This window comes from Pseudoduganella albidiflava (assembly GCF_004322755.1).
Taxonomy (GTDB): domain Bacteria; phylum Pseudomonadota; class Gammaproteobacteria; order Burkholderiales; family Burkholderiaceae_D; genus Rugamonas; species Rugamonas albidiflava.
Genome location: NZ_CP036401.1, coordinates 6,779,378 through 6,800,712, shown reverse-complemented (window position 1 = coordinate 6,800,712; position 21,335 = coordinate 6,779,378). Strand labels below are relative to the sequence as shown.

Annotated in this window: 20 protein-coding genes; 6 read left to right on the top strand and 14 right to left on the bottom strand. The window is 66.2% G+C overall.

Going from position 1 to position 21,335, the window contains the following annotated elements:
- Nucleotides 1-28: 28 nt before the first annotated feature.
- On the bottom strand, nucleotides 29-1,312 hold the full coding sequence (locus tag EYF70_RS28210) for an efflux RND transporter periplasmic adaptor subunit (protein ID WP_229420603.1): 1,284 nt from the start codon (nucleotides 1,310-1,312) through the stop codon (nucleotides 29-31).
- Between the two features lie 182 nt (nucleotides 1,313-1,494).
- Between EYF70_RS28210 and EYF70_RS28205 the strand changes: the two genes are divergently transcribed.
- The gene (locus tag EYF70_RS28205) at nucleotides 1,495-2,880 is read left to right on the top strand and encodes a sigma-54-dependent transcriptional regulator (protein ID WP_131148330.1); all 1,386 of its coding nucleotides are present in this window, start codon (nucleotides 1,495-1,497) and stop codon (nucleotides 2,878-2,880) included.
- Nucleotides 2,870-4,093: a sensor histidine kinase gene (locus tag EYF70_RS28200; protein ID WP_131148329.1), complete on the top strand. Its 1,224-nt coding sequence runs from the start codon at nucleotides 2,870-2,872 to the stop codon at nucleotides 4,091-4,093. The genes EYF70_RS28205 and EYF70_RS28200 overlap by 11 nt, the downstream gene beginning before the upstream one ends.
- A gap of 195 nt (nucleotides 4,094-4,288) precedes the next feature.
- Here EYF70_RS28200 and EYF70_RS28195 read toward each other — a convergent pair whose 3' ends face one another.
- The 9 genes from EYF70_RS28195 to EYF70_RS28155 form a co-directional block, all read right to left on the bottom strand.
- Complete coding sequence (locus EYF70_RS28195; RefSeq protein ID WP_131148328.1) at nucleotides 4,289-4,741, bottom strand: GNAT family N-acetyltransferase; 453 nt, start codon at nucleotides 4,739-4,741, stop codon at nucleotides 4,289-4,291.
- Between the two features lie 54 nt (nucleotides 4,742-4,795).
- Nucleotides 4,796-5,221 carry an organic hydroperoxide resistance protein gene (locus tag EYF70_RS28190; protein ID WP_131148327.1) on the bottom strand — a complete coding sequence of 142 codons (426 nt, stop codon included), beginning with the start codon at nucleotides 5,219-5,221 and terminating at the stop codon, nucleotides 4,796-4,798.
- Between the two features lie 170 nt (nucleotides 5,222-5,391).
- Nucleotides 5,392-6,435, bottom strand: coding sequence for a histone deacetylase family protein (locus EYF70_RS28185; RefSeq protein ID WP_131148326.1), 1,044 nt, complete (start codon nucleotides 6,433-6,435; stop codon nucleotides 5,392-5,394).
- 27 nt (nucleotides 6,436-6,462) lie between these two features.
- Nucleotides 6,463-8,058, bottom strand: a complete 1,596-nt coding sequence (gene gshA / locus EYF70_RS28180) for a glutamate--cysteine ligase (protein ID WP_371861689.1) — start codon at nucleotides 8,056-8,058, stop codon at nucleotides 6,463-6,465.
- Nucleotides 8,059-8,209: 151 nt separating this feature from the next.
- The gene (prmC, locus tag EYF70_RS28175) at nucleotides 8,210-9,046 is read right to left on the bottom strand and encodes a peptide chain release factor N(5)-glutamine methyltransferase (protein ID WP_131148324.1); all 837 of its coding nucleotides are present in this window, start codon (nucleotides 9,044-9,046) and stop codon (nucleotides 8,210-8,212) included.
- A 2-nt stretch (nucleotides 9,047-9,048) separates the two neighbouring features.
- Nucleotides 9,049-9,528, bottom strand: a complete 480-nt coding sequence (locus EYF70_RS28170; RefSeq protein ID WP_307722089.1) for a disulfide bond formation protein B — start codon at nucleotides 9,526-9,528, stop codon at nucleotides 9,049-9,051.
- Nucleotides 9,529-9,716: 188 nt separating this feature from the next.
- The gene (gene prfA / locus EYF70_RS28165) at nucleotides 9,717-10,793 is read right to left on the bottom strand and encodes a peptide chain release factor 1 (RefSeq protein WP_131148323.1); all 1,077 of its coding nucleotides are present in this window, start codon (nucleotides 10,791-10,793) and stop codon (nucleotides 9,717-9,719) included.
- A 65-nt stretch (nucleotides 10,794-10,858) separates the two neighbouring features.
- Nucleotides 10,859-12,133 (bottom strand): glutamyl-tRNA reductase, encoded by a 1,275-nt coding sequence (gene hemA / locus EYF70_RS28160; RefSeq protein ID WP_131148322.1) that lies wholly within the window; start codon nucleotides 12,131-12,133, stop codon nucleotides 10,859-10,861.
- Between the two features lie 222 nt (nucleotides 12,134-12,355).
- Nucleotides 12,356-13,045 carry a response regulator transcription factor gene (locus EYF70_RS28155; RefSeq protein WP_131149396.1) on the bottom strand — a complete coding sequence of 230 codons (690 nt, stop codon included), beginning with the start codon at nucleotides 13,043-13,045 and terminating at the stop codon, nucleotides 12,356-12,358.
- Nucleotides 13,046-13,244: 199 nt separating this feature from the next.
- On the opposite strand from EYF70_RS28155, the gene EYF70_RS28150 reads away from it, so the two are divergent.
- A complete protein-coding gene (locus EYF70_RS28150) occupies nucleotides 13,245-13,736 on the top strand; it encodes a hypothetical protein (RefSeq protein ID WP_229420602.1) in 492 nt (163 codons plus the stop codon).
- Between the two features lie 52 nt (nucleotides 13,737-13,788).
- Here EYF70_RS28150 and minE read toward each other — a convergent pair whose 3' ends face one another.
- From minE to metE, 4 genes are all read right to left on the bottom strand, one after another.
- A complete protein-coding gene (gene minE / locus EYF70_RS28145; protein WP_131148321.1) occupies nucleotides 13,789-14,040 on the bottom strand; it encodes a cell division topological specificity factor MinE in 252 nt (83 codons plus the stop codon).
- Complete coding sequence (gene minD / locus EYF70_RS28140; protein WP_131148320.1) at nucleotides 14,041-14,856, bottom strand: septum site-determining protein MinD; 816 nt, start codon at nucleotides 14,854-14,856, stop codon at nucleotides 14,041-14,043. It lies immediately after the preceding gene.
- 63 nt (nucleotides 14,857-14,919) lie between these two features.
- On the bottom strand, nucleotides 14,920-15,687 hold the full coding sequence (minC, locus tag EYF70_RS28135; protein WP_131148319.1) for a septum site-determining protein MinC: 768 nt from the start codon (nucleotides 15,685-15,687) through the stop codon (nucleotides 14,920-14,922).
- A gap of 106 nt (nucleotides 15,688-15,793) precedes the next feature.
- Nucleotides 15,794-18,274: a 5-methyltetrahydropteroyltriglutamate--homocysteine S-methyltransferase gene (metE, locus tag EYF70_RS28130; RefSeq protein ID WP_131148318.1), complete on the bottom strand. Its 2,481-nt coding sequence runs from the start codon at nucleotides 18,272-18,274 to the stop codon at nucleotides 15,794-15,796.
- A gap of 100 nt (nucleotides 18,275-18,374) precedes the next feature.
- Here metE and EYF70_RS28125 point away from each other — a divergent pair, with 100 nt between their 5' ends.
- From EYF70_RS28125 to EYF70_RS28115, 3 genes are all read left to right on the top strand, one after another.
- Nucleotides 18,375-19,283 carry a LysR family transcriptional regulator gene (locus EYF70_RS28125; protein ID WP_131148317.1) on the top strand — a complete coding sequence of 303 codons (909 nt, stop codon included), beginning with the start codon at nucleotides 18,375-18,377 and terminating at the stop codon, nucleotides 19,281-19,283.
- A gap of 331 nt (nucleotides 19,284-19,614) precedes the next feature.
- Nucleotides 19,615-20,085, top strand: coding sequence for a phasin family protein (locus EYF70_RS28120; protein WP_131148316.1), 471 nt, complete (start codon nucleotides 19,615-19,617; stop codon nucleotides 20,083-20,085).
- A 60-nt stretch (nucleotides 20,086-20,145) separates the two neighbouring features.
- Entirely contained in the window at nucleotides 20,146-21,324 is a 1,179-nt protein-coding gene (locus EYF70_RS28115; protein ID WP_131148315.1) for an acetyl-CoA C-acetyltransferase, read from the top strand.
- Nucleotides 21,325-21,335: the final 11 nt, after the last annotated feature.

The window sequence follows — 21,335 nt, the reverse complement described above, 5'->3', positions numbered from 1 at the left end:
GAGAGTGGGAGATTACTGCAAGTCGGCACTAGTCGAGCTGCAGCCGGGTCGAGTTGCCGAAGCCGGCATAGGTGGAAACGATCACGCGCTCGCCGGGCGCAAGGCCGGACAGTACTTCGATCTGTGCGTTGTTGCGCCGGCCCGCGCGGATCGGGCGGCGCTCGGCATGGGTGGCATCGGTGAACACATACACCCAGGCCGCGCCGGAGTCCGACACGAAGGCACCGTTCGGCAGCAGCAATGCCGGCGCCGGCTCGCCCAGCGTGATCTGCGCGTCCAGGCTCTGGCCGGGGCTCAGTACCGGCTGGCCTTCGGTGAACAGCAGCTCGGCGGTGAAGCGGCCATCCTTGATCTGCGGGTACACCGTGCCGACCTTCACCGGATAGCGGCGGCCGTCCTGGGTGACCACGCCGAGGCGGCCGACCGATACGCGGTTCAGGTAATACTCGTCGACCAGCGCGGACAGCTTGAAGCGCTGCGGGTCGTCGATGCGGCCGACGCGCTTGCCGGTGACGATCGATTCCCCCACCTGCAGGCGGAAATCGGTGAGCCGGCCGGCGACGGGGGCACGCACGGCCAGGGCGTCGACGGTCTGTTCCACCAGCCGCAGGCCGGTGGCGAGGCCCGTGATCGTTTCCTCCAGGCGCCCGAGCGCATTGCCGCGCACCTTGTCTTCCGCCTCGATGCTGTGCTGTTCGAGCGCCAGCGCGCGCTGCGCCTTGTCGTGCCTGTCCCGCGCTTCTTCCAGCGCCACGGCGGAAACATAGCCCTGGCTGGCCAGCCGTTCGGTGCGCGCCAGGGTTTTCTGCGCCTGTTCCAGTGCGAACGACAGGTCGTCCAGCCGGCGCTGGCGCTCGGTGCGGTTGCTCTGTTCGGCCACCCGCAGGGTCGACAGGTTGGAGATCTGCTGCGCGTATTCGGACTGGCGCGCCAGCAGCTCCAGGTTGCGCTGCGGGTTCGAGATGCGGAACAGCAGCTGGCCCCGGTCGACCAGGTCGCCGTCGCGGGCATGCACTTCCTCGATGCGGCCCGACTCCACGGAATCGAGCATGACGGCGGTCAGCGGTTCGGCGTTGGCGCGCACGGCGATATCGTCGCGGAAGATGCCCCGTTCGACGGTGACGATGCGCAGGTCGGCGCCGTCGACCTGCAGGCCGCGCGGCATCCAGTGCCAGATCGCGAAGCCGGCGGCCAGCACCGCCAGCAGGCCGGTGATCGCCAGGACGATGGTGCGGCCGCGGCGGCGCGGGACGACCATGTCCATCGCCGCGCCGCTGGCTGGCCTGGTGGGAGAGGGTGGCAGGATATGCATGCCCCTTCTATTGCAAGGCATGTGCCAGCCCTGTTTCCGCGCCTTCCGCCGGGGTTCTGGCCGAAAGCGGACAATAAGCGGACAAGGTGCGGTGTCCGCTTCCGGACAGGTCGCGAAAGCGCTGTCCGCGGGCCGAATGCTGCTGCTAGAATGCCCCGATCCCAACGCGCCAGCTTTCTTTCATGTCCGATTCCACCGCCCGCATCCTGATCCTCGACGACGATGCCGACGTGGCCTACGCGGCGCGCATGCTGCTGCGCCGCCGCTACGGCGAGGTGGCGGTGCTGCACGATCCGGGGCAGCTGGGTGGCGTGCTGGCGCGCGGCGTGCCGGACGTGGTGCTGCTCGACTTCAATTTCGCCCCGGGCCGCACCGACGGCGCCGAAGGTCTGGCCGCGCTGGACGTGCTGCGCCGCCAGCCGCAGCCGCCGGCCGTGATCGCGCTGACCGCGTATGCCGACGTGCCGCTGGCGGTGGAAGCATTGAAGCGCGGCGCCGCCGACTTCATCACCAAGCCATGGGATAACGCGCGGCTGGTGGCCGCCGTCGATACGGCGCTGGCGCGGCGGCGGCCCGCGGCCGGGACGGCACTGCGCGGTGCTTCCGAATTGATGGGCGATTCGGCGCCGATGCAGGCGGTGCGCGCCATGATCGCCGGCGTGGCGCCCACCGAGGCCAACGTGATGGTGCTGGGCGAGAACGGCGTCGGCAAGGAACTGGTGGCGCGCGCATTGCACGCGCAATCGCGGCGCGCCGCCGGCACTTTCCTCTCGGTGGACATGGGCGCGCTGCCGGAAGCCACCTTCGAGAGCGAGTTGTTCGGCCATCGCAAGGGTTCGTTCACGGATGCCAAGGCCGACCGCGCCGGGCGCTTCCAGGCCGCGCGGGGCGGCACGCTGTTCCTCGACGAGATCGGCAACATGCCGCTGGCCGGGCAGGCCAAGCTGCTGACGGCGCTGGAGCGGCGCGAGGTGACCCCGGTCGGCGCCGACCGGCCGGAAAGCGTGGATGTGCGCATCGTCAGCGCCACCAATCTCGATGAAGCGCGGCTGTTCGATCCCGCCGTGTTCCGTGCCGACCTGCTGTTCCGGCTCAACACGATCGTGGTGCGCGTGCCGCCGCTGCGCGAGCGGCGCGACGACGTACCGCTGCTGGCGCGGCACTACCTGGCGCTGTACGAGACGCAGTACGGCCGGCCGGCCCGGTCAATCGCGCCGGCGGCGGTCGATGCGCTGTGCGGGCACCCGTGGCCGGGCAATGTGCGGGCGCTGCGGCATGCGTGCGAGCGGGCCGTGATCCTGGGCGCGCATGCGGAGTACCGGATCGATGATTTCGGACTCGCCGCGGGCGCGATGCCGGCGCCGTCGCCTGCCGTCCCGGTGGCAGTGGGAGGATTGATGCCAGCGGTGACCGCCGCCGTACGAGAGGAAGCCACGCTGTCGTCGCTGGAGCGCGAGGCGATCGCTGCCGCGCTGGCGCAGGCGCAGGGCAATATCAGCCATGCCGCGCGGATGCTGGGCGTGTCGCGCGCGGCGCTGTACCGCAAGCTGGACAAGCATGGCATCTGAGCGGGGCATGCGGTTCGGCGTGCTGGCCGCCGCCGGTACACTGGCCGGCCTCGGTGCCTGCGCGGCGTCCGTGGCGGATTCGCCGCGCCTGCTGGTGCTGTGCGGGCTGGGTGCCGCCGCGGCCACGGTCGTGCTGTGGCGCTGCCTCGGGAAGCTGCGGCTGCCGGTCGCACGTCCCGAATCGCCGGTGCCCGCCGCGGCATGGCCGGCATCGGCCTCGGTGCTGGCGCTGGAAGCACGGCTCGAACACGCGCCGATCGCGCTGTTCCATATCGACGGCCTGACCGGGCCGGATACCGTCGCGCCGGTCAATGCGAATGCGCGGCGGCTGGTGGCGCCGGGGCGGGCCAGCGATCCGGAGGCGCTGTACGAACTGCTGGCCGCGCAGCCGGCGGACGAGCGGCGCCTGGTCAGCTTCGACACGGAGCGCGGCCTGGAGCGGGCGCTGGTGGCCGTTTCCACGCTGACCGTGCAGGGCGACGGGCAGCGGCTGGTCGCACTGATGCCGGTCGAGAGCCAGCTGGAGGCGGAAGCGCTCAACGCGTGGCGGCAGCTGGTGCATGTGCTGACGCACGAGATCATGAATTCGCTGACGCCGGTGGCTTCGCTGTCGCGCACCGCGCACGACCTGCTGGGCGAGCTGTCCGCGGACTTGCCGGCCGATGCCTCGGAAGACCTGTCCACCGCGCTCGATGCGATTGCCCGGCGCGCCGCCAGCCTCGTCGATTTCGTGTCGAGCTACCGGAGCCTGTCGACGCTGCCGCAGGCACAGCCCGAGCGGGTGCACCTGGGGCGGCTGTTCGCGCGGCTGGCGGCCCTGGTCGGCCCGCACTGGCAGGCACGGGGCGGCAGCGCCGAGTTCTCCGTCGAACCGGCATCGCTGGAAGTGATGGTCGATCCCGGCCAGCTGGAGCAGGCCCTGATCAACCTGCTGAAAAACGCCTCCGAGGCGACCGCGCAAGTGGCATCGCCGCGCGCCACCATCACGGCCCGGCTGGGGCGCGGCGGGCGGCTGCGCATCGAAGTCTGCGACAACGGCCCCGGCGTGCCCGTCGACCTGGCCCCGCACATCTTCACGCCCTTCTTCTCGACGAAAAAACAGGGCCGCGGCATCGGCCTGGCGATGGTGCGGCAGCTGGTGCACGGCAACGGCGGCACCGTGCGCTACGCCCGCTCCGTGAGCAACGGCGCCCGGTTCATCGTCAGTTTCTAGCGAAAGTTGCCAAAAACCGGGGTCAGACCCCGAATTTTGGAAATATTTCCTGGAATTGGGGTCTGACCCCGGTTCTGGGAAATGTTTTTGGAATTTGGGGTCTGGAGGAATGCTGGCTGGCAAGTCAGCATCGCTACGCCGGCAGGGAGCATGCTCCCTGAAACCCCGGCTACGCCCCCAGTTCTGGGAAGTGTTTTAGCGCAGCATGTCGATGTGCGGGATGCCGTCTTCGTCGTACGGATCGCTGATGGTGGTGAAGCCGAAGCTCTGGTAGAAGGCTTCCAGGCGCTGCTGGGCGCCGATGCGGATGCGGTGGCCGGGGTGCTGCCGTTCGGCGCGGCGGATGCCTTCGGCGACGAGCTGGCGCCCGATGCCGGTACCGCGGGCGGTGGCAGGGGTGAGGATGCGGCCGAGCGACATTTCGGTGTACTTGGCGCCGGGGGCGAGGCAGCGCAGGTAGGCCACCAGGCGGCGTTCGCCGGCGACTGTCTGCCAGGCCATCAGGTGATGGGCGGCCTGGTCGTGGTCGTCCAGGTCGGGATACAGGCAGGTCTGCTCCAGCACGAAGACTTCCTGCCGCTGGCGCAGCACTTCGTACAGGTCCCCGCGCGGAATGCTTTCAAACGCCAGCCACTGCCATTCGATCATTTCAATGCCCCATGTAAAGGGGCAATTGTAAGGGCAGTGGCCGGAGAGAACCGCTTAAACGACGGTCAGCGTGACGTCGATGTTGCCGCGGGTGGCGTTCGAGTACGGGCAGACGATGTGCGCGGCCTGCACCAGTTTCTCGGCCGTTTCACGGTCCAGGCCCGGCAGCGAGATCTTCAGTTCCACTTCGATGCCGAAACCGGTCGGGATCGGGCCGATGCCGACGCTGGCGTCGATCGAGGTATCGGCCGGCACGGCGATCTTGTCGCGGCCGCCGACGAATTTCATGGCGCCCAGGAAGCAGGCCGAGTAACCGGCGGCGAACAGCTGTTCCGGGTTGGTGCCTTCGGCGCCGTTACCGCCCAGTTCCTTCGGCGTGGTCAGCTTGACGTCCAGCACGCCATCGCTGGAGACGGAACGGCCTTCGCGGCCACCGGTGGATTTGGCATGGGCGCGGTACAGGACTTTTTCGATCGACATGGTGCAGTTCCTTTCAGCTAGGTAATATTCGATTCAATAGCGCACTATTTACAGGGTACGTATCGATTGCTTTTTTTTGCTGCCTGGGACGCTGTATGCGTCGTCCATGTGCACACTATACATAGAAGGCGATTTAATAGCAAGCGATTTATTATGAAATTGTCGTGACATCACAAGGCCGTTTCAAAGCCTTCCAGCACGTTGACGACATTGGTGCCCAGTTCGCGCAGCGCGCTGCCGCCCTCGAACACGAAGCAGGTCGGCAGGTTCAGCCATGCCAGGCGCTCGCCGAGCCGCAGGAAGTCGCCGCCGCCCAGGCCGAAGCCGCCATGCGCTTCGCCCTGGAAGGTATTGGCGCCCAGCGCCACCACGAGCGCTTCCGGCCGGTACATCGACAGGCGCACGCAGGCCGTTTCCAGCGCGGTAAACCAGGCTTGCGCCGTGGTGCGGGCCGGCAGCGGCAGGTTGCCGTTGTAGCCGTGGCCGGCGCCGTCGCCGGTTTCGTCGGCATGGCCGCTGTAGAACGGATACGCCTGGCGCGGTTCGGCGTGGACCGACAGGCACAGCACGTCGGCCCGGTCGTAGAAGATGCCCTGCGTGCCGCTGCCATGGTGGTAATCGACGTCCAGCACGGCCACGCGCTGCAGGCCATCGTCGAGCAGGTGCTGGGCGGCCAGGGCGGCATTGTTCAGGTAGCAGCCGCCGCCGAAGAAATCCGCGCCGGCATGGTGGCCGGGCGGGCGGGTCAGGGCAAAGCTGCCGCGCTCGCCCACGCGCAGCGCGTGCGCCGCGTTGACGGCGCAATCGGCACCGGTTTTCGCGGCGACCCAGGTGCCCGAGGTGAGCGGCGTGGTGGTGTCGATCGAGTACAGGCCCAGGCGCGCGCCGAGGTCCTCCGGCTCGATGTCGGCGCGCAGCGTGCGCACCGGCCACTGGGAAGCAAACGCGTCCCGCTGGGCGTGGTCCGGCGACTGGGCTGCCCATTCGCTCCAGGCATGGCGCAGGAAATGCAGGTAGCGGGGCGCATGCACGCGCTCGAGCGACATCAGCGGCACGCCATGCGGCGTGACGATCCGTCCCAGGCCGCGCCGCCCCAGTTCGGCAAGGATGGCGTCGATGCGATCGGGCGTGTCGTGCCCGGGAACGGCGTGCCCCTGCACGAGTTCGTGCCGGGGCCGCAGTTGGCCATGCTGTTCGTTAAAGAAGGTCAGCACGCCGGCGAGGGGGAATGGACTGCGGCGTCATGCGTGGTTCGGGCACAGGTTGCTGGCGCGGTAGGCTTTCACGTAGTCGTCGAAGCTGCCCGTCTGCGTGCGCTCCAGCTCGGCCTGTTCGGCCACCGAAGTGGCGGCCAGCGCGCCGAAATGCGCTTCCTGTTCCGGGCTCGGCGGATGCGAGCGGAAGTAGGCGGCGTGCCGCTGGCTTTGCGCGAGGCCGAAGGCGGCAAACGAATTGCCGTGCCGCGCCAGTTCCCGCAGCACGGCGGCCGACGGGGTGCGTTCAGGGTCGGCCAGCTTGGGGCCCTGCTGCGCCAGGGCATCCGTGTGCTGGGTATCGCCGCGCAGCGCATCGAGCAGTTCGGCCGCGGGGCGGATCCGTTCCAGCAGGTCCTCGCCCCAGGCGCGCAGCGTGATCTCCTGGCCATCGCGCGTCAGCGTCAGGCCGGGGCGGCGGCCTTCCTTCACCGTGCGGGCGAAGTTGCGCGCCAGGATCTCGCCTTCCTGCTCGTCGATCGCCGGGCTTTCCTCGAGTGCGCAATAGAGCAGGAATGCGTCGAGGAAGCGGCCGGTCGCCAGGCCCACGCCGACCGGCTCGAACGGATCGACGTCCAGGCAGCGCACTTCGATGTATTGCACGCCGCGGTTGCACAGCGCCTGGATCGGCCGCTCCCCGGTGCGGATCACGCGCTTCGGCCGGATCGTCGAGTAGTACTCGTTCTCGATCTGGATCACGTTGGTCGACAGCTGCTGCCATTCGCCGTTCGCGTCGCGGGTACCGATCTTCTGGTACGGCTCGTAGGGCTGGTTCACGGCGCGGGTCAGGGTGGCGACGTAGCTGTCCAGGCTGTTCTCATGGGGGCGCAGGCCGGACTGGGCATCGTTCTGGTAACCCAGGTCGCTCATGCGCAGGCTGGTCGCATGGGGCAGGTACAGGGTATCGGCCGACAGCGCTTCCAGCTTGTGCGGACGGCCGCGCAGGAAGCTGCTGTTCAGCGCCGGCGAGGTGCCGAACAGGTACATCAGCAGCCAGCTGTTGCGGCGGAAATTGCGGATCAGCGCCAGGTAGGCTTCGGACTGGTAGGCCACCGGAGTGAGCTGCCGGGTGGCCGGCTCGTTCTCGGCCAGGATGCGCCACAGGCGCTCGTCGAGCGAGTAGTTATAGTGGATGCCGGCGATGCATTGCATCGCCTTGCCGTAGCGCAGCGCCAGGCCGCGGCGGTACACATGCTTGAGCATGCCCAGGTTCGATTTGCCATACCAGGCGATCTGGATGTCCTCTTCGGCCGGCAACTGGCAGGGCATCGATTCGCTCCACAGCAGTTCGTCGCCCAGCTTGCTGTAGGCGAAGCGGTGGATGCCGTCCAGCTTGTCCAGCGTGGTGGCGATGTCGTTCTCGGCCGGCGTGATGAACTCGGCCAGCGTTTCCGCATAATCGGTGGTGATCTCCGGATGCGTCAGTGCCGAACCCCAGCCGGCCGGATGGGGCGTGCGCGCCAGGTGGCCATCCGGCTGCACCCGCAGCGTTTCCCGTTCGATGCCACGCAAGCCGCCCCGCAGCACGTCGCGGTGCCGTTCCTCGGCCAGCAGGGCCAGGCGGCGCGTCAGTAGAGTGGACAATTGGCTTTCCTTTCTGTGCATCAGACCAAAATATTGGTGCGAGAGTAACCGAAATTGTGAAAACACGTACGCCGGTCCCTGAACTCGCGCCGTGCCGGAGGGAGCCGTTCGCGGATTCTAGCAAAGCGGTATCGCCTGCTCGGGGCGGTGGCTAACCCTCGCCAGGCGCGCTGGCCCGCCCGCCGGTCACGCGGGCGATGCCGGCCAGGTCGTGCCAGCTCTGCACGCCGGCATACGATCGGGAAGACAGCAGCGCCTGCACGGCGGCCGACTGGTCATAGCCGTGCTCCATCAACAGCCAGCCGCCGGCCACGAGGTGCGCCGGGGCGCCCTCGATGATGGTGCGCAGCGCGGACAGGCCGTCGGCATGGTCGGTCAGCGCGCCGGGCGGTTCGAAGCGCAGGTCGCCCTCCGACAGGTGCCGGTCGCCGGCGGCGATATAGGGGGGATTCGAAACGATCAGGTCGAACGTTCCCTGCGCAACCGCCGTGAACCAGTCGCTGTGCTGGAAGTGCACGGTCACGCCGTGCCGTTCGGCGTTGCGGCGCGCGATGGCGAGGGCATCGGGGCTGACGTCGAGGGCCGTCACCTGCGCATCCGGGCGGGCGTGGGCGATGGCGACGGCGATGGCGCCGCTCCCGGTGCCCATGTCCAGCACGCGCCCGCGCGGCGGCAGGCGCTCCAGCGCCAGCTCGACCAGCAGTTCCGTTTCGGGACGGGGAATCAGCACGCCGGGACCGACCTGGAAATCGAGGCCGTAGAATTCGCGCCTGCCGACGATGTACGCGACCGGTTCGCCAGCCAGCCGGCGCTGCAGCAGGGCGGACACGCCGGCCGCTTCGGCGTCGGTCAGCGCGCGGTCGGATTGCGTGATCAGTGCCGTGCGGGTGATGCCGAGCGCGTGGCACAGCAGGATGCGCTGGTCGACGGGATCGAGCAGCGGCGCGCGCTGCAGCGCCGCCAGCGTGGTGCCGGGGACGACCAGCATGCTCATGCCTGCCGGCGCGCCAGCACCCAGATCATGGTCGCGGCCAGGATCGCGAACCAGACGGCCGACCATTGCGGCACCGACAGGCCGGCGAACATTTCCGCCTTGTCGCACAGTCCCTCCGCCTCGAACAGCCACGGCAGGTAAGTAGCGGTGGGAATCTTGTTCAGCGTGGTCGTCATCGGATCGATGCCGCACGAGAAGCCGGGATTGGCCAGCACGTACAAATGCTTGGCGACGACGCCGAGGCCGCCGATCGCCGCCGCCAGGCCGATGCCCGCGCCGATCTTCGGCTTGCGCCCGAACGCACCGACCAGGCAGCCGATGGCCACCGCGAGGAACAGGTAGCGCTGGATCACGCACATGGGGCAGGGCAGCATGTCCTTCACGTGCTGCAGGAACAGCGCGACGGCGACCACCAGCAGGGCGGCGGCGGCGGCGGACAGGAGGACGGTGCGCGGGCTCAGCGATTTCATCGTCATTAACATTGCTCGAATGGGAAGGCGCCAATTCTCGCATAAAGCGGCGCAGGCCGATGGACGCCGCCCGATCCTAAGGCCGAGCCCTGTCAGGGGGCATTGCAAGGCATGACCCCATCCGGGCACCATGACCTAAGGCCGAGCCCGTGTCAGGGGGTCAGGCACCATGACACGGGCTCGGCCTTGACGGCCTAGTCGCCGAGCGCGGCGAGCTGCTCGGCCTGGTGCTCGGCGGACAGCGCTGTCGTCAGCTCGGTCAGGTCGCCATCCATGATCATGTCGAGCTTGTACAGCGTGAGGTTGATGCGGTGGTCCGTCATGCGGCCTTGCGGGAAGTTGTAGGTGCGGATGCGCTCGCTGCGGTCGCCGCTGCCGATCAGGCTCTTGCGGGTGGCGGCTTCCTTCGACTGCTGCTCGCGCAGCTGCACGTCCTTGATGCGGGCCGCCAGCACCTTCATGGCCGAGGCCTTGTTCTTGTGCTGCGAGCGGTCGTCCTGGCATTCCACGACGATGCCGCTGGGCAGGTGGGTGATGCGCACGGCCGAGTCGGTCTTGTTGATGTGCTGGCCGCCGGCGCCGGAGGCGCGATAGGTGTCGATGCGCAGGTCGGCCGGGTTGATGTGCACATCTTCCACTTCATCCGCTTCCGGCATCACGGCCACCGTGCACGCCGAGGTATGGATGCGGCCCTGCGTTTCGGTGGCGGGTACGCGCTGCACGCGGTGGCCGCCGGATTCGAATTTCAGTTTCGAGTAGGCGCCGGTGCCGACGATGCGGGCAATCACTTCGCGGTAGCCGCCCAGGTCGCTTTCCGATGCCGACACGATTTCCACCTGCCACCGGCTGCGCTCGGCAAAGCGGGTGTACATGCGCAGCAGGTCGCCGGCGAACAGCGCGGATTCGTCGCCGCCGGTGCCGGCGCGGATTTCCAGGAAGATGTTGCGTTCGTCATTGGCATCCTTCGGCAACAGCATTTTCTGGAGGTCGAGTTCCAGGCCGGCCAGGCGGCCCTTGCCGGCTTCGATTTCTTCCTGGGCGAAATCCTTCATGTCCGGGTCGCCCAGCATCTGCTGCGCCTCGGCGATGTCGTCCAGTACCTGCTGGTAATCCTTGTACAGCGCCACCAGCGGGCCCAGCTCGGCATGTTCGCGGGTCATCTTGCGGTAGCTGTCCATATTGGCCGTGGCGCCTTCGGACATCAGCAGTTCGTCCAGCTCCACGAGGCGGTTGGCGAGTTGGTCCAGCTTGGCCAGCATTGATGGTTTCATGGTGTGTTCCGGTGTGGGTAGTCATCGCACCGGGGCCGGTGCGGCAGCGAAAAGAGGGGGAGCCGCTAACGGCGGCCGCGGAACAGCTGGGGCAGCAGTTCGGCCAGCTGGGCGCGTTCGGCGCCCTGGGCACGGTGCAGCGCCTGCTGCGGACCGTGCATGAACTTGGCCGTCAGGCCTTTCGACAGCGCTTCGAGCACGGCTTCCACATCCTCGCCCTTGGCCAGCAGCTTGCGGGCGCGGTCGAGTTCGGCCAGGCGGATCGCCTCGCCGTTTTCCTGCAAGCCCTGGATCACGGGCACCACGGCGCGGTCGTCGACCCAGTGCATGAACGATTGCACGCGCGTTTCGATGATCGCCTCGGCCTGCGCCACCGCGGCTTGCCGGTTTTCGATACCGGCCTGCACCACCTTGCCCAGGTCGTCGACGGTGTACAGGAACACGTCGTTCAGCCGGCCGACTTCCGGTTCGATATCGCGCGGCACGGCCAGGTCGACCATGAACATGGGTTTATGGCGCCGCGCCTTGATCGCGCGTTCCACCATGCCCAGGCCGATCAGCGGCAGCGACGACGCGGTGGATGAAATCAGGATGTCGTACTGGTGCAGCTGCGTCTGCAGGTCGGCCAGGCGCACGGCCTTGCCGTTGAAGCGGTGCGCCAGCAGTTCGCCGCGCTCCAGCGTGCGGTTGGCCACCGTGATCGACTTCGGGTTTTGCGCGGCGAAGTGCGTGGCACACAGGTCGATCATCTCGCCGGCGCCGATGAACAGCACGTTCTGCTCGGACAGCTTGTCGAAGATGCGCTGCGACAGCCGCACGGAGGCCGCCGCCATCGACACGCTGTGCGCGCCGATCTCGGTGGTGCTGCGCACTTCCTTGGCGACCGAGAAACTGCGCTGGAACAGCTGGTGCAGGTAGGTGCCGAGGCCGCCCGCTTCATCGGCGGTGCGGATCGCATCCTTGATCTGGCCGAGGATCTGCGTTTCACCCAGCACCATCGAATCGAGACCGGACGCGACACGGAAGGTGTGGCGCACGGCTTCATGCTGCGGCAGCATGTACAGGTGCGGGCGCAGTTCGGAATAGTTCAGCTGGTGGAAATCGGCCAGGAAATGCGCGCCGGCGTCGAGCGGGTTGGCGGCGCCGCTGGCCGCATACAGCTCGGTGCGGTTGCAGGTGGACAGGATGGCTGCCTCGTCACTGCCGTGGCCGTCGAGCCGCTGGAACCAGTTGCGCGCCGCGCGCACGGCCGACCCCAGCTGATCAGGCGCGAACGCCAGCCGTTCGCGCAGGGCGACCGGAGCTGTAGTGTGGTTGAGGCCGACGGCAAGAAGTTGCATTTCCAGAAAAATCAACGACGTAGGCCTTGATTATAGCCTGATGTGCGGCAACCGGCTTTGCCCGGCCGGGCTGGCAGGGATGGGACAAATCGTCCCAGTGGGGGCTTGCCGCCCGCCATCGAGCCGCCATCGAGCCGCCATTGGCGGCGGGCAGGCGCTCAATTGCCGAGTCTTAATTGCCGAGTCTGAATTGCCGAGTCTGAATTGCCGAGTGTTAGAGTGTTAATTGCCGAGTTTTTCGAGGCGGTAGCCGTAGCTGTAGACAGGCACGAGCCGGAAGCCGTTTTCCGGTTTCAGCTGGAGTTTATTGCGCACGCGCGACACATGCGTATCCATCGTGCGGGAAGGCACCTCGGTTTCCCGGATCCACACGGCCTCATGTATATAAGCGCGCGACAGTGGCCGGCCGATGTTGCGGAAAAACAGCAGAGCCAGGTAAAACTCCTTGTGCGTGACATCCAGCACATGCCCATCCATCAACAGCCGGCCCGGACGGGTTTCAAATACATATTGGCCGAAAGTCAGTTGCTCGGCACCGTTTTGCGCCGGGAAGGCGCGCCGCAGCAAGGCTTGCACCCGGGCCACCATTTCGCTGCGGCGCAAGGGCTTGATCATGTAGTCGTCCGCGCCCGCATCGAGGCCGGAAACGATGTCGTCTTCGCCGGAACTGGTGGTTAGGAACATGACGGGCGCGCCGTCGTTGAGCTTTTCGCGCGCCTTGCGCATCAGCTCGGCGCCCCCCATATCGGCAACCTGCCAGTCGAAGATGAGCATGTCGTAGCTGTCCTTGCGCAGCTGGCCGAGCAGTTCCTTGCCTGTCTGGAAGGCATGGCACACGTGGCCGGCGGAAGTCAGTACCTGGGAAATCAGCTCGGTCTGGCTTCGGTCATTGTCAAGGACTACGATTCTCATCTTATCGGTGGTTAAAGAACGGGGGTAAGGCTTGGTCACTGCGAATATAACAGGGTTTGCAATGTTGTTACTAATTTGACCAACAATTTCTGGTCAGAAACACGCTCCGTGCGGGCCCGTGGGATCGGTACACGGTACACTGGTTAAACGCCGTTTTCAATGAACTTTTTTGTTTGGCAACTTTTTAGGAGACACATTCGTGGACAGCGGCTGGGAATTGTTGCCTTATTCTTCAGATAACATCGCCGAGGTGCGGGAACGCTGCCGGCGGCTCGTCCGCCGCCGCGCCGCGCTGGCCGCGGGGGTCTCCGCGGTGCCGATTCCAGGCGTCGATATCGTCTCCGACGTGAAGCTGTTCACCCAGCTGATCGAGGAAGTGAACGCGGCGTTCGGCCTGACGGCCGCGCAGGTCGAGCGCCTGCAGCCGAAGTACCGGATGATCGCCTACGAAGCGTCGGTCAGCGTGGGGGGCATGCTGGTGGGCAAACTGATCACGCGCGACCTGGTCTTCAAGCTGCTGGCAAAGAGCGGGAAAAAGCTGGTGGCCAAACAGGCATCGAAAATCGTGCCGCTGGCAGGGCAGGTGGCATCGGCGGCGATCGGCTTCTTTGCCTTCCGGCAGATCGGCTACCAGCACGTGGATGCGTGCGCGAAGGTGGTGGAGGAATTGCTGGCGGCTAAGAACCGCTAGCCGCACGTGCGGGCCGGTGCGGTCCGAATGGTCCGCACCGGTACGGCCGGGATTACGCGTCCGGCAGCACGACGTTGACGTCGAGCACTTCCAGGTTGCCCTGGCGATCCAGCGAGATCTTGATGTCGTCGGCATTCACTTTCGTGTACTTCGAGATCACCTCGATCAGTTCCTTGTGCAGTGCGGGCAGGAAGTCCGGGCCACTGCGGCCGTTGCGTTCGCGCGCGATGATGATCTGCAGCCGCTCCTTCGCGGCGTTGGCCGTTTTCGGCTTGCTGGGGAACAGGAAAGATAGCAGGGCCATTTACTTTCCTCCAAAGATGCGCTTGAACAACCCCGGTTTTTCATAGTCCGTGAAGCGCAGTGGCCGGGTGTCGCCCAGGAAGCGGGCGATGACGTCTTCATAGGCTTCGGCCACGTCCGTGCCCTTGAAGTGGATCGCAGGGTTACCCTGGTTCGATGCATGCAGCACCTGTTCCGATTCCGGAATGATGCCGATCAGCGGGATGCGCAGGATTTCCTGCACGTCCGTGTAGCTCAGCATCTCGCCCGCTTCCACGCGCTTCGGCGCATAGCGGGTGATCAGCAGGTGTTCCTTGACCGGTTCGCCGCCGGACTGCGCGCGGCGCGACTTCGCCTGCAGGATGCCGAGGATGCGGTCGGAATCGCGCACCGACGACACTTCCGGATTGGTGACGACGATGGCTTCGTCGGCGAAGGTCAGCGCCATCAGGGCGCCATGCTCGATGCCGGCCGGCGAATCGCAGATGATGTACTCGAAACCCATGTCGATCAGTTCGGCCAGCACGCGCTCGACGCCGTCTTCCGACAGCGCATCCTTGTCGCGCGTTTGCGAAGCCGGCAGGATGAACAGGTTGTCGCAGTGCTTGTCCTTGATCAGTGCCTGCGGCAGCGAGGCTTCCTTGTTGATCACATTGATCAGGTCATAGACGACGCGGCGCTCGCAACCCATGATCAGGTCGAGGTTGCGCAGGCCCACGTCGAAGTCGATCACGGCGGTCTTGTGGCCACGCATCGCGAGACCGGTGGAGAAGCTGGCGCTGGAAGTCGTCTTGCCGACACCGCCCTTGCCGGACGTTACAACAATAATTCTTGCCACGAATAATCCTTTTAGTGTGAAAGCTCAGGCGCGGGGCGCGGACGCGTTGCCTGTTGAATTGCCTTAATTGACAGATTGTATATCCAGTTTGTCGCCGCTGAGCCTGATTTGTGCGGGCTGCTTGGCCTGCTCGACGGGGAAACCATCCTCGAACGTCCGGTAAACACCCGCGATCGACACCAGTTCTGGCGACATCGACAGGGCGAAGATGCGCGCGGTCGCGTCGCCGGAGGCGCCGGCCAGCGCGCGGCCGTTCAGGGTGTTGTACACATGGATGCTGCCGTCGGCGATGATCTCGGCGCCGTTGTTGACGACGGCCATCACGATCAGGTCGCCGCCGCGCGCATAGATGCGCTGGCCGGCACGCACCGGCGTGTCGATGATGATCGTTCCGGTATTGGCGGGCGCGGCAGGCGCGGCCGCCGATACTGGAGCGGGAGCGGGAGCGGGAGCAGGTGCCGGCGCTGGAGCAGGAGCCGGCACTGCGGTGGATGGGCCGGCATCGTCGCGCTTGCCGGTATCGATCGACAGGCCCAGGGCCTGGATTTCTTCCAGCATGTCCGGCCGCGCGTTGCGCACGGCCACCGGATTCAGGCGGTACTTCTTCAGCAGCTCGATCGTGCCGGCCCAGTCGATGCGTTCGGAACCTGGCGCCAGGTCGCCGACGTCGATGACGGCGAGGTCGCCTTCAAAAAAATCGGCAACGCCACCCGTCATGCCGCGCAGGGCGGCATCGAGGGCGATGAGGTCGGACGTGTGCAGGATCGCGGAGACGGCAACGACGGTGGAAATCTTGATTTCGATGGGCTTTTGAAACGGGCTTTTGGACATGACGGCAGTAAAAAGTTCGGGCAGGCCCGGGCCCGAGCATTTTACTGTCAAAAAACAATTATCGGTGAGGCATTTTCACGTACGGAACAGCCTCCCGGCCCTGTGTTCATGCGGCTTCAGCCGTGCCGCTGCCCGCTTCGGCGGCCACCTTGTTCGTCAGCGTACTGGCCACCGCATTGACCGCTGCATTGGCCGCTGCACTGGTCGCTGCATTGGTCGCTTCACTGGCCCATTCCGCGCGCATCTGCCGCGCCGCGTCGACCATATGCCGCAGGGCCGCCTCGGTTTCCGGCCAGCCGCGCGTCTTCAGGCCGCAATCGGGGTTGACCCACAGCTGTCCGGCCGGGATGACGGCGCGGGCACGGCGCAGCAGCGCCAGCATTTCCTCGCGGTCCGGCACGCGCGGCGAGTGGATGTCGTAGACACCCGGCCCGATGTCGTTCGGGTAGCGGAAATCGCCGAAGGCGTCGAGCAGCGCCATGGCCGAACGGGAGGTCTCGATGGTGATCACGTCGGCATCGAGCGCGGCGATCTGCGGCAGGATGTCGTTGAACTCGGCGTAGCACATGTGGGTATGGATCTGCGTGCCGTCCCGTGCCACCGCGGCCGTCAGGCGGAAGGCGCGCACCGCCCGGTCCAGGTAGGCGGCGCGGCGTGCCTGGCGCAGCGGCAAGCCCTCGCGCAACGCCGGCTCGTCGATCTGCACGATGTCGATGCCGGCCTGCTGCAGGTCGTCCACCTCGTCGCGCATGGCCAGGGCGATCTGGTCGGCCGTGTCGGCGCGCGGCTGGTCGTCGCGCACGAAGGACCATTGCAGGATCGTCACCGGACCGGTCAGCATGCCTTTCACGGGCAGTGGCGTGAGGCTTTGCGCATGGCGCGCCCATGCCACGGTGATTGGCGCCGGCCGCGACACGTCGCCCCAGATGACCGGCGGTTTCACGCAGCGCGAGCCATACGACTGCACCCAGCCGTTCCGGGTGAACGCGAAGCCGGCCAGGTGTTCGCCGAAGTACTCGACCATGTCGTTGCGTTCGGCTTCGCCATGCACCAGCACGTCCAGCCCCAGCGCTTCCTGGCGGCGGATCGCGTGTTCGATCTCGGCGCGCATGGCCGCTTCGTATCCGGTGCCGTCCAGGTCGCCGCGCTTGAAGGCGGCGCGGGCCGAGCGGATCGCCGGCGTTTGCGGGAACGAGCCGATGGTGGTGGTGGGGAAGGGCGGCAGGTTCAGCTTTGCTCCCTGCAGCAGCCGGCGCTCGGCGAAGGGCGATTTGCGCTGCGCGGCATGGTCCGGCAGGGCAGCCAGCCGAGCCCGCACTGCCGCATCGCGCACGCGCGGGCTGGCGCGGCGCGTGGCGATGGCCGCGCGTGACGCCGCCAGCGCTGCGGCTGCCGCCCTGGGCTGTTCGATCGCGGTTTTCAGGACCGCCAGCTCATCGAGCTTTTCATGCGCGAAAGCCAGCCACGATGCCAGTTCCGGATCGAGCGCGGTTTCCACCTCCAGGCTGTACGGCACGTGCAGCAGCGAGCACGAGGTGGACAGCCACAGCTGGCCGTTGCGCTTTTCCAGCAACGGCGCCAGCGTGCCCAGCGCCGCGTCGAGGTCGGTGCGCCAGATATTGCGGCCATCGACGATGCCGACCGACAGCACCTTGTGCACCGGCAGCCAGTCGGCCACGCTGACCAGTTCGTGCGCGGCACGCACGCCATCCACATGCAGTCCGGCGACGGGCAGGCGGCAGGCCAGCGACAGGTTCTCTTCCAGCGGCGAGAAATAGGTGGCCAGCAGCAGCGGCGCGCCAGCCTGGTTCAGCTGCCAGTACGCGGTGTCGAAGGCGCTGCGCCATTCCTGCGGCAGGTCGAGCCCGAGGATGGGTTCCTCGACCTGCACCCAGGCCACGCCCTGTTCCTTCAGCCGCGCCAGCACCTGGCCATAGATGGGTAAAAGGCGGGGCAGCAGGCAGTCCAGCAAATCGCGGCGCGGCGTCGCATCGGTGCTCCTGGCCAGCCACAGGAAGGTGAGGGGGCCGATCAGCGTGGCCTTCACGGCATGGCCCAGTGCCAGCGCTTCGTCCACTTCGTCGAACAGGCGGGTCGACGACAGTTCGAAGTGCGTGGCGGCGTCGAGTTCGGGCACCAGGTAATGGTAGTTCGTGTCGAACCACTTGGTCATTTCCAGCGCCGGGCTGCCGCTGTCGTGGCCGTCGTGGCCGTCGTGGCTGTTCTGGTCGTTGGCGCTACCGTGGCCACAGGCGCAGTCGCCGCGCGGTGCGCCGGCGCGTCCCCGCGCCAGCGTGAAGTAGCGCTCCAGCGGTGTTTCAGCCTGGAAGCCGAACCGCGCCGGTTCGCAGCCGAGCAGCTGGATGTGGTTGGCCACGTGGTCATAGAAGGCGAAGTCGCCCACGGTAACGAAGTCCAGGCCGGCATCGCGCTGGCGCGCCCAGTGGCGCGCGCGCAGCGCACGGCCTTCGGCTTCCAGTTCCGCAGCCGCCAGTTCACCACGCCAGTGGCGCTCCAGGGCCGTCTTCAGTTCGCGCTGTGCGCCGACGCGGGGAAAGCCGGGGATGTGCGTGTAAATGTTTTTCATGTCACAAGAGTTAAATATTGGTGAAGTAGAGTGTGCGACAATGCTATCTATAAGCCAAACGAAACATTTTGCGGTTTAACATGAAAATTATTCATTGACCATGCTGGAGATCCGCCATTTGCGCACGCTTGCCGCGTTGCGCTCCGCAGGCAGCCTCGTACGTGCGGCCCAACTGCTGAACCTCACCCAGTCGGCGCTGTCGCACCAGATCAAGTTGCTGGAAGACCGCTATGGCGGGCCGCTGTTCGAACGCAAGTCGGTGCCGATCGGCTTCACCGCCACCGGCGCGCGGCTGCTGCGGCTGGCCGACATGCTGCTGCCCGAGATCGAGCTGGCCGAGCGCGACGTGGTACGGCTGATGCAGGGTGACCAGGGCCAGCTGCGCGTGGCACTGGAATGCCATACCTGTTTCGACTGGCTGATGCCGGTGATGGATGAATTCCGCAAGCGCTGGCCCGACGTTGAAATCGACCTGGTGTCGGGCTTCCACAGCGAACCGGTCGACCTGCTGCGCGCCGGGAGCGCCGACCTGGTGATCGGCTCCGACTACCGGAGCCAGTACGCGACATTCCCGCTGTTCCGCTTTGAAATCCTGACCGTGATGGCGCAGAAGCACCGGCTGGCCAGCCAGCGCCGCCTCGCCGCCGCCGACTTCGAAGGCGAAACGCTGATCACCTATCCGGTGCCGGAAGAGCGCATCGACCTGATCCGCGAAGTGCTGCGGCCGGCGGACGTGCAATTCGGCCGCCGCACGGCCGAGCTCACGGTGGCCATCCTGCAGCTCGTGGCCAGCCGCCGCGGCATTGCCGCGCTGCCGAACTGGGCGATCAAGAACTATGTCGATTACGACTATGTGGTGGCCCGGCCGGTCGGCGACCATGGCCTGTGGAGCGACCTGTACGTGTCGGTACCGGAAGCATTGCGGCAAAAAGCGTACGTGGCGGATTTCGTGAAGGTGATCCGCGAGCAGTGCGCCGCATCGCTGGATGGCATTAAATTGCTCTCATGACGCAGAGTTTGATATTTATCAAATAACTGGCCAGCTCTGCCAATTAGCATGAAAGCCTTTGCGGAATCTCAGCCATTTTGCTCAGGTGAATTTGTCCGGCAGCCGTAGCTCAGCAACATTAGCTCAGCAACTTTAGCTCAGCAACATTAGCTCAGCAGCAGTAGCTCGGTAGCAGCAGCTCGGTAGCAGCAGCTCGGTAGCAGTAGCTCAGCAGCAGTAGCTCAGCAGCGGTAGCTCAGCAGCGGTAGCTCAGCAACATCAGCCCCGCACTATTCGCCCAGCAGTATTGGCCGGGATCGGTCCGCTCCGACGCTTTGCGAAAGGACGTCCCATGTTCATGCTTTCCCCGCAGTTCTTCCACGACTGGTCCGCTGCTGCCGCGTTTCCGATGACACCGCCAGCGACGCTGCCGGCGGCATTCTCGGCGGCATTTCCGGCCGCGCTGCCGAACGCGCTGCCAGCCGAGCTGGCCGATGTCACCCGCGGCTTCGCCGAATCGCAGGTGGCCGGCTGCAATGCGCTGCTGCGCGCAGCCTTCGAAAGCGGCGCCAGCCTGGTCGAGCTGAACGTGCATGCGACGCGCGAGGGTATCGCGGCGGCCAGCGCCGTCTCGAACCAGTTGCTGTTCGTGCGCGAACCCCGCGACCTGGTCTGCCTGACGGCGTCGCACTCCCAGCAAGCCATGGAACGTGCCCAGCGGTATGGCCGCCAGGTGGTCGGCGTGGCCAATTCGGCCCAGCATCGTTTAGGCGAGCTCAGCAAGGACTTCGCTGGTAGCTTGCCGCGCAACCCGATAGAATGAAAAGTAGTAGCGCTTCGACAACCCTGCTGACCTAGCTGGTCAGTGCACTGGAGAATGTACATGGAAGACGTAGTCATCGTTGCCGCGGCCCGTACCGCGGTCGGCAAATTTGGCGGCAGCCTGGCCAAGACCCCCGCAGCCGACCTCGGTGCGCACGTGATCAAGGGCCTGCTGGCGCAGACCGGCATCGATCCGAACCTGATCAGCGAAGTGATCCTGGGCCAGGTACTGACGGCCGGCGTGGGCCAGAATCCGGGCCGCCAGGCGGTGATCAAGTCCGGCCTGCCGAACGCGATTCCCGGCTACACGATCAACAAGGTGTGCGGCAGCGGCCTGAAGGCCACGTTCCTGGCGGCGCAGGCGATCAAGGCGGGCGACTCCGACATCGTCATCGCCGGTGGCCAGGAAAACATGAGCGCCTCGCCGCACGTGCTGAACGGTTCGCGCGACGGCTTCCGCATGGGCGACGTGAAGATGACGGACACCATGATCGTCGATGGCCTGTGGGACGTGTACAACCAGTACCACATGGGCATCACCGCCGAGAACGTCGCGAAGAAGTATGAAATCTCGCGCACCCAGCAAGATGAATTCGCGCTGCAGTCGCAGCTGAAGGCGGAAAAGGCGCAGAAGGAGGGCAAGTTCAAGGACGAGATCCTGCCGCTGGAAATCCCGCAGAAGAAGGGCACGATCGTGTTCGACAGCGACGAATACATCAAGGCCGGCTCCACGCTGGAAGGCCTGCAGGGCTTGCGCCCCGCCTTCAACAAGGAGGGTAGCGTTACCGCCGGTAACGCCTCCGGCCTCAACGACGGCGCCGCCGCCGTGGTGATGATGTCCGCCTCGAAGGCCAAGGAACTGGGCCTGAAGCCGCTGGCACGCGTCAAGGCTTACGCTTCGTCCGGCCTGGACCCGGCCTACATGGGCATGGGCCCGGTACCGGCCAGCACGCTGGCGCTGAAGAAGGCCGGCTGGTCGCCGCAAGACCTGGACCTGCTGGAAATCAATGAAGCCTTCGCCGCGCAGGCTTGCGCCGTGAACCAGGAAATGGGCTGGGATACCAGCAAGATCAACGTGAACGGCGGCGCGATCGCCATCGGCCACCCGATCGGCGCTTCCGGCGCGCGTATCCTGGTAACGCTGCTGCACGAGATGGTGCGCCGCGATGCCAAGAAAGGCCTGGCTTCGCTGTGCATCGGCGGCGGCATGGGCGTGGCGCTGGCCGTCGAACGCGAATAACAAGAGTAGTG

What these genes read in the sequence shown, in the direction of transcription:
- EYF70_RS28210 (WP_229420603.1), bottom strand. Translation starts at nt 1,312, where the DNA reads ATGCATATCCTGCCACCCTCTCCCACCAGGCCAGCCAGCGGCGCGGCG.
- EYF70_RS28205 (WP_131148330.1), top strand. Translation starts at nt 1,495, where the DNA reads ATGTCCGATTCCACCGCCCGCATCCTGATCCTCGACGACGATGCCGAC.
- EYF70_RS28200 (WP_131148329.1), top strand. Translation starts at nt 2,870, where the DNA reads ATGGCATCTGAGCGGGGCATGCGGTTCGGCGTGCTGGCCGCCGCCGGT.
- EYF70_RS28195 (WP_131148328.1), bottom strand. Translation starts at nt 4,741, where the DNA reads ATGATCGAATGGCAGTGGCTGGCGTTTGAAAGCATTCCGCGCGGGGAC.
- EYF70_RS28190 (WP_131148327.1), bottom strand. Translation starts at nt 5,221, where the DNA reads ATGTCGATCGAAAAAGTCCTGTACCGCGCCCATGCCAAATCCACCGGT.
- prmC (WP_131148324.1), bottom strand. Translation starts at nt 9,046, where the DNA reads ATGCTGGTCGTCCCCGGCACCACGCTGGCGGCGCTGCAGCGCGCGCCG.
- EYF70_RS28170 (WP_307722089.1), bottom strand. Translation starts at nt 9,528, where the DNA reads ATGACGATGAAATCGCTGAGCCCGCGCACCGTCCTCCTGTCCGCCGCC.
- prfA (WP_131148323.1), bottom strand. Translation starts at nt 10,793, where the DNA reads ATGAAACCATCAATGCTGGCCAAGCTGGACCAACTCGCCAACCGCCTC.
- hemA (WP_131148322.1), bottom strand. Translation starts at nt 12,133, where the DNA reads ATGCAACTTCTTGCCGTCGGCCTCAACCACACTACAGCTCCGGTCGCC.
- EYF70_RS28155 (WP_131149396.1), bottom strand. Translation starts at nt 13,045, where the DNA reads ATGAGAATCGTAGTCCTTGACAATGACCGAAGCCAGACCGAGCTGATT.
- minE (WP_131148321.1), bottom strand. Translation starts at nt 14,040, where the DNA reads ATGGCCCTGCTATCTTTCCTGTTCCCCAGCAAGCCGAAAACGGCCAAC.
- minC (WP_131148319.1), bottom strand. Translation starts at nt 15,687, where the DNA reads ATGTCCAAAAGCCCGTTTCAAAAGCCCATCGAAATCAAGATTTCCACC.
- metE (WP_131148318.1), bottom strand. Translation starts at nt 18,274, where the DNA reads ATGAAAAACATTTACACGCACATCCCCGGCTTTCCCCGCGTCGGCGCA.
- EYF70_RS28125 (WP_131148317.1), top strand. Translation starts at nt 18,375, where the DNA reads ATGCTGGAGATCCGCCATTTGCGCACGCTTGCCGCGTTGCGCTCCGCA.
- EYF70_RS28120 (WP_131148316.1), top strand. Translation starts at nt 19,615, where the DNA reads ATGTTCATGCTTTCCCCGCAGTTCTTCCACGACTGGTCCGCTGCTGCC.
- EYF70_RS28115 (WP_131148315.1), top strand. Translation starts at nt 20,146, where the DNA reads ATGGAAGACGTAGTCATCGTTGCCGCGGCCCGTACCGCGGTCGGCAAA.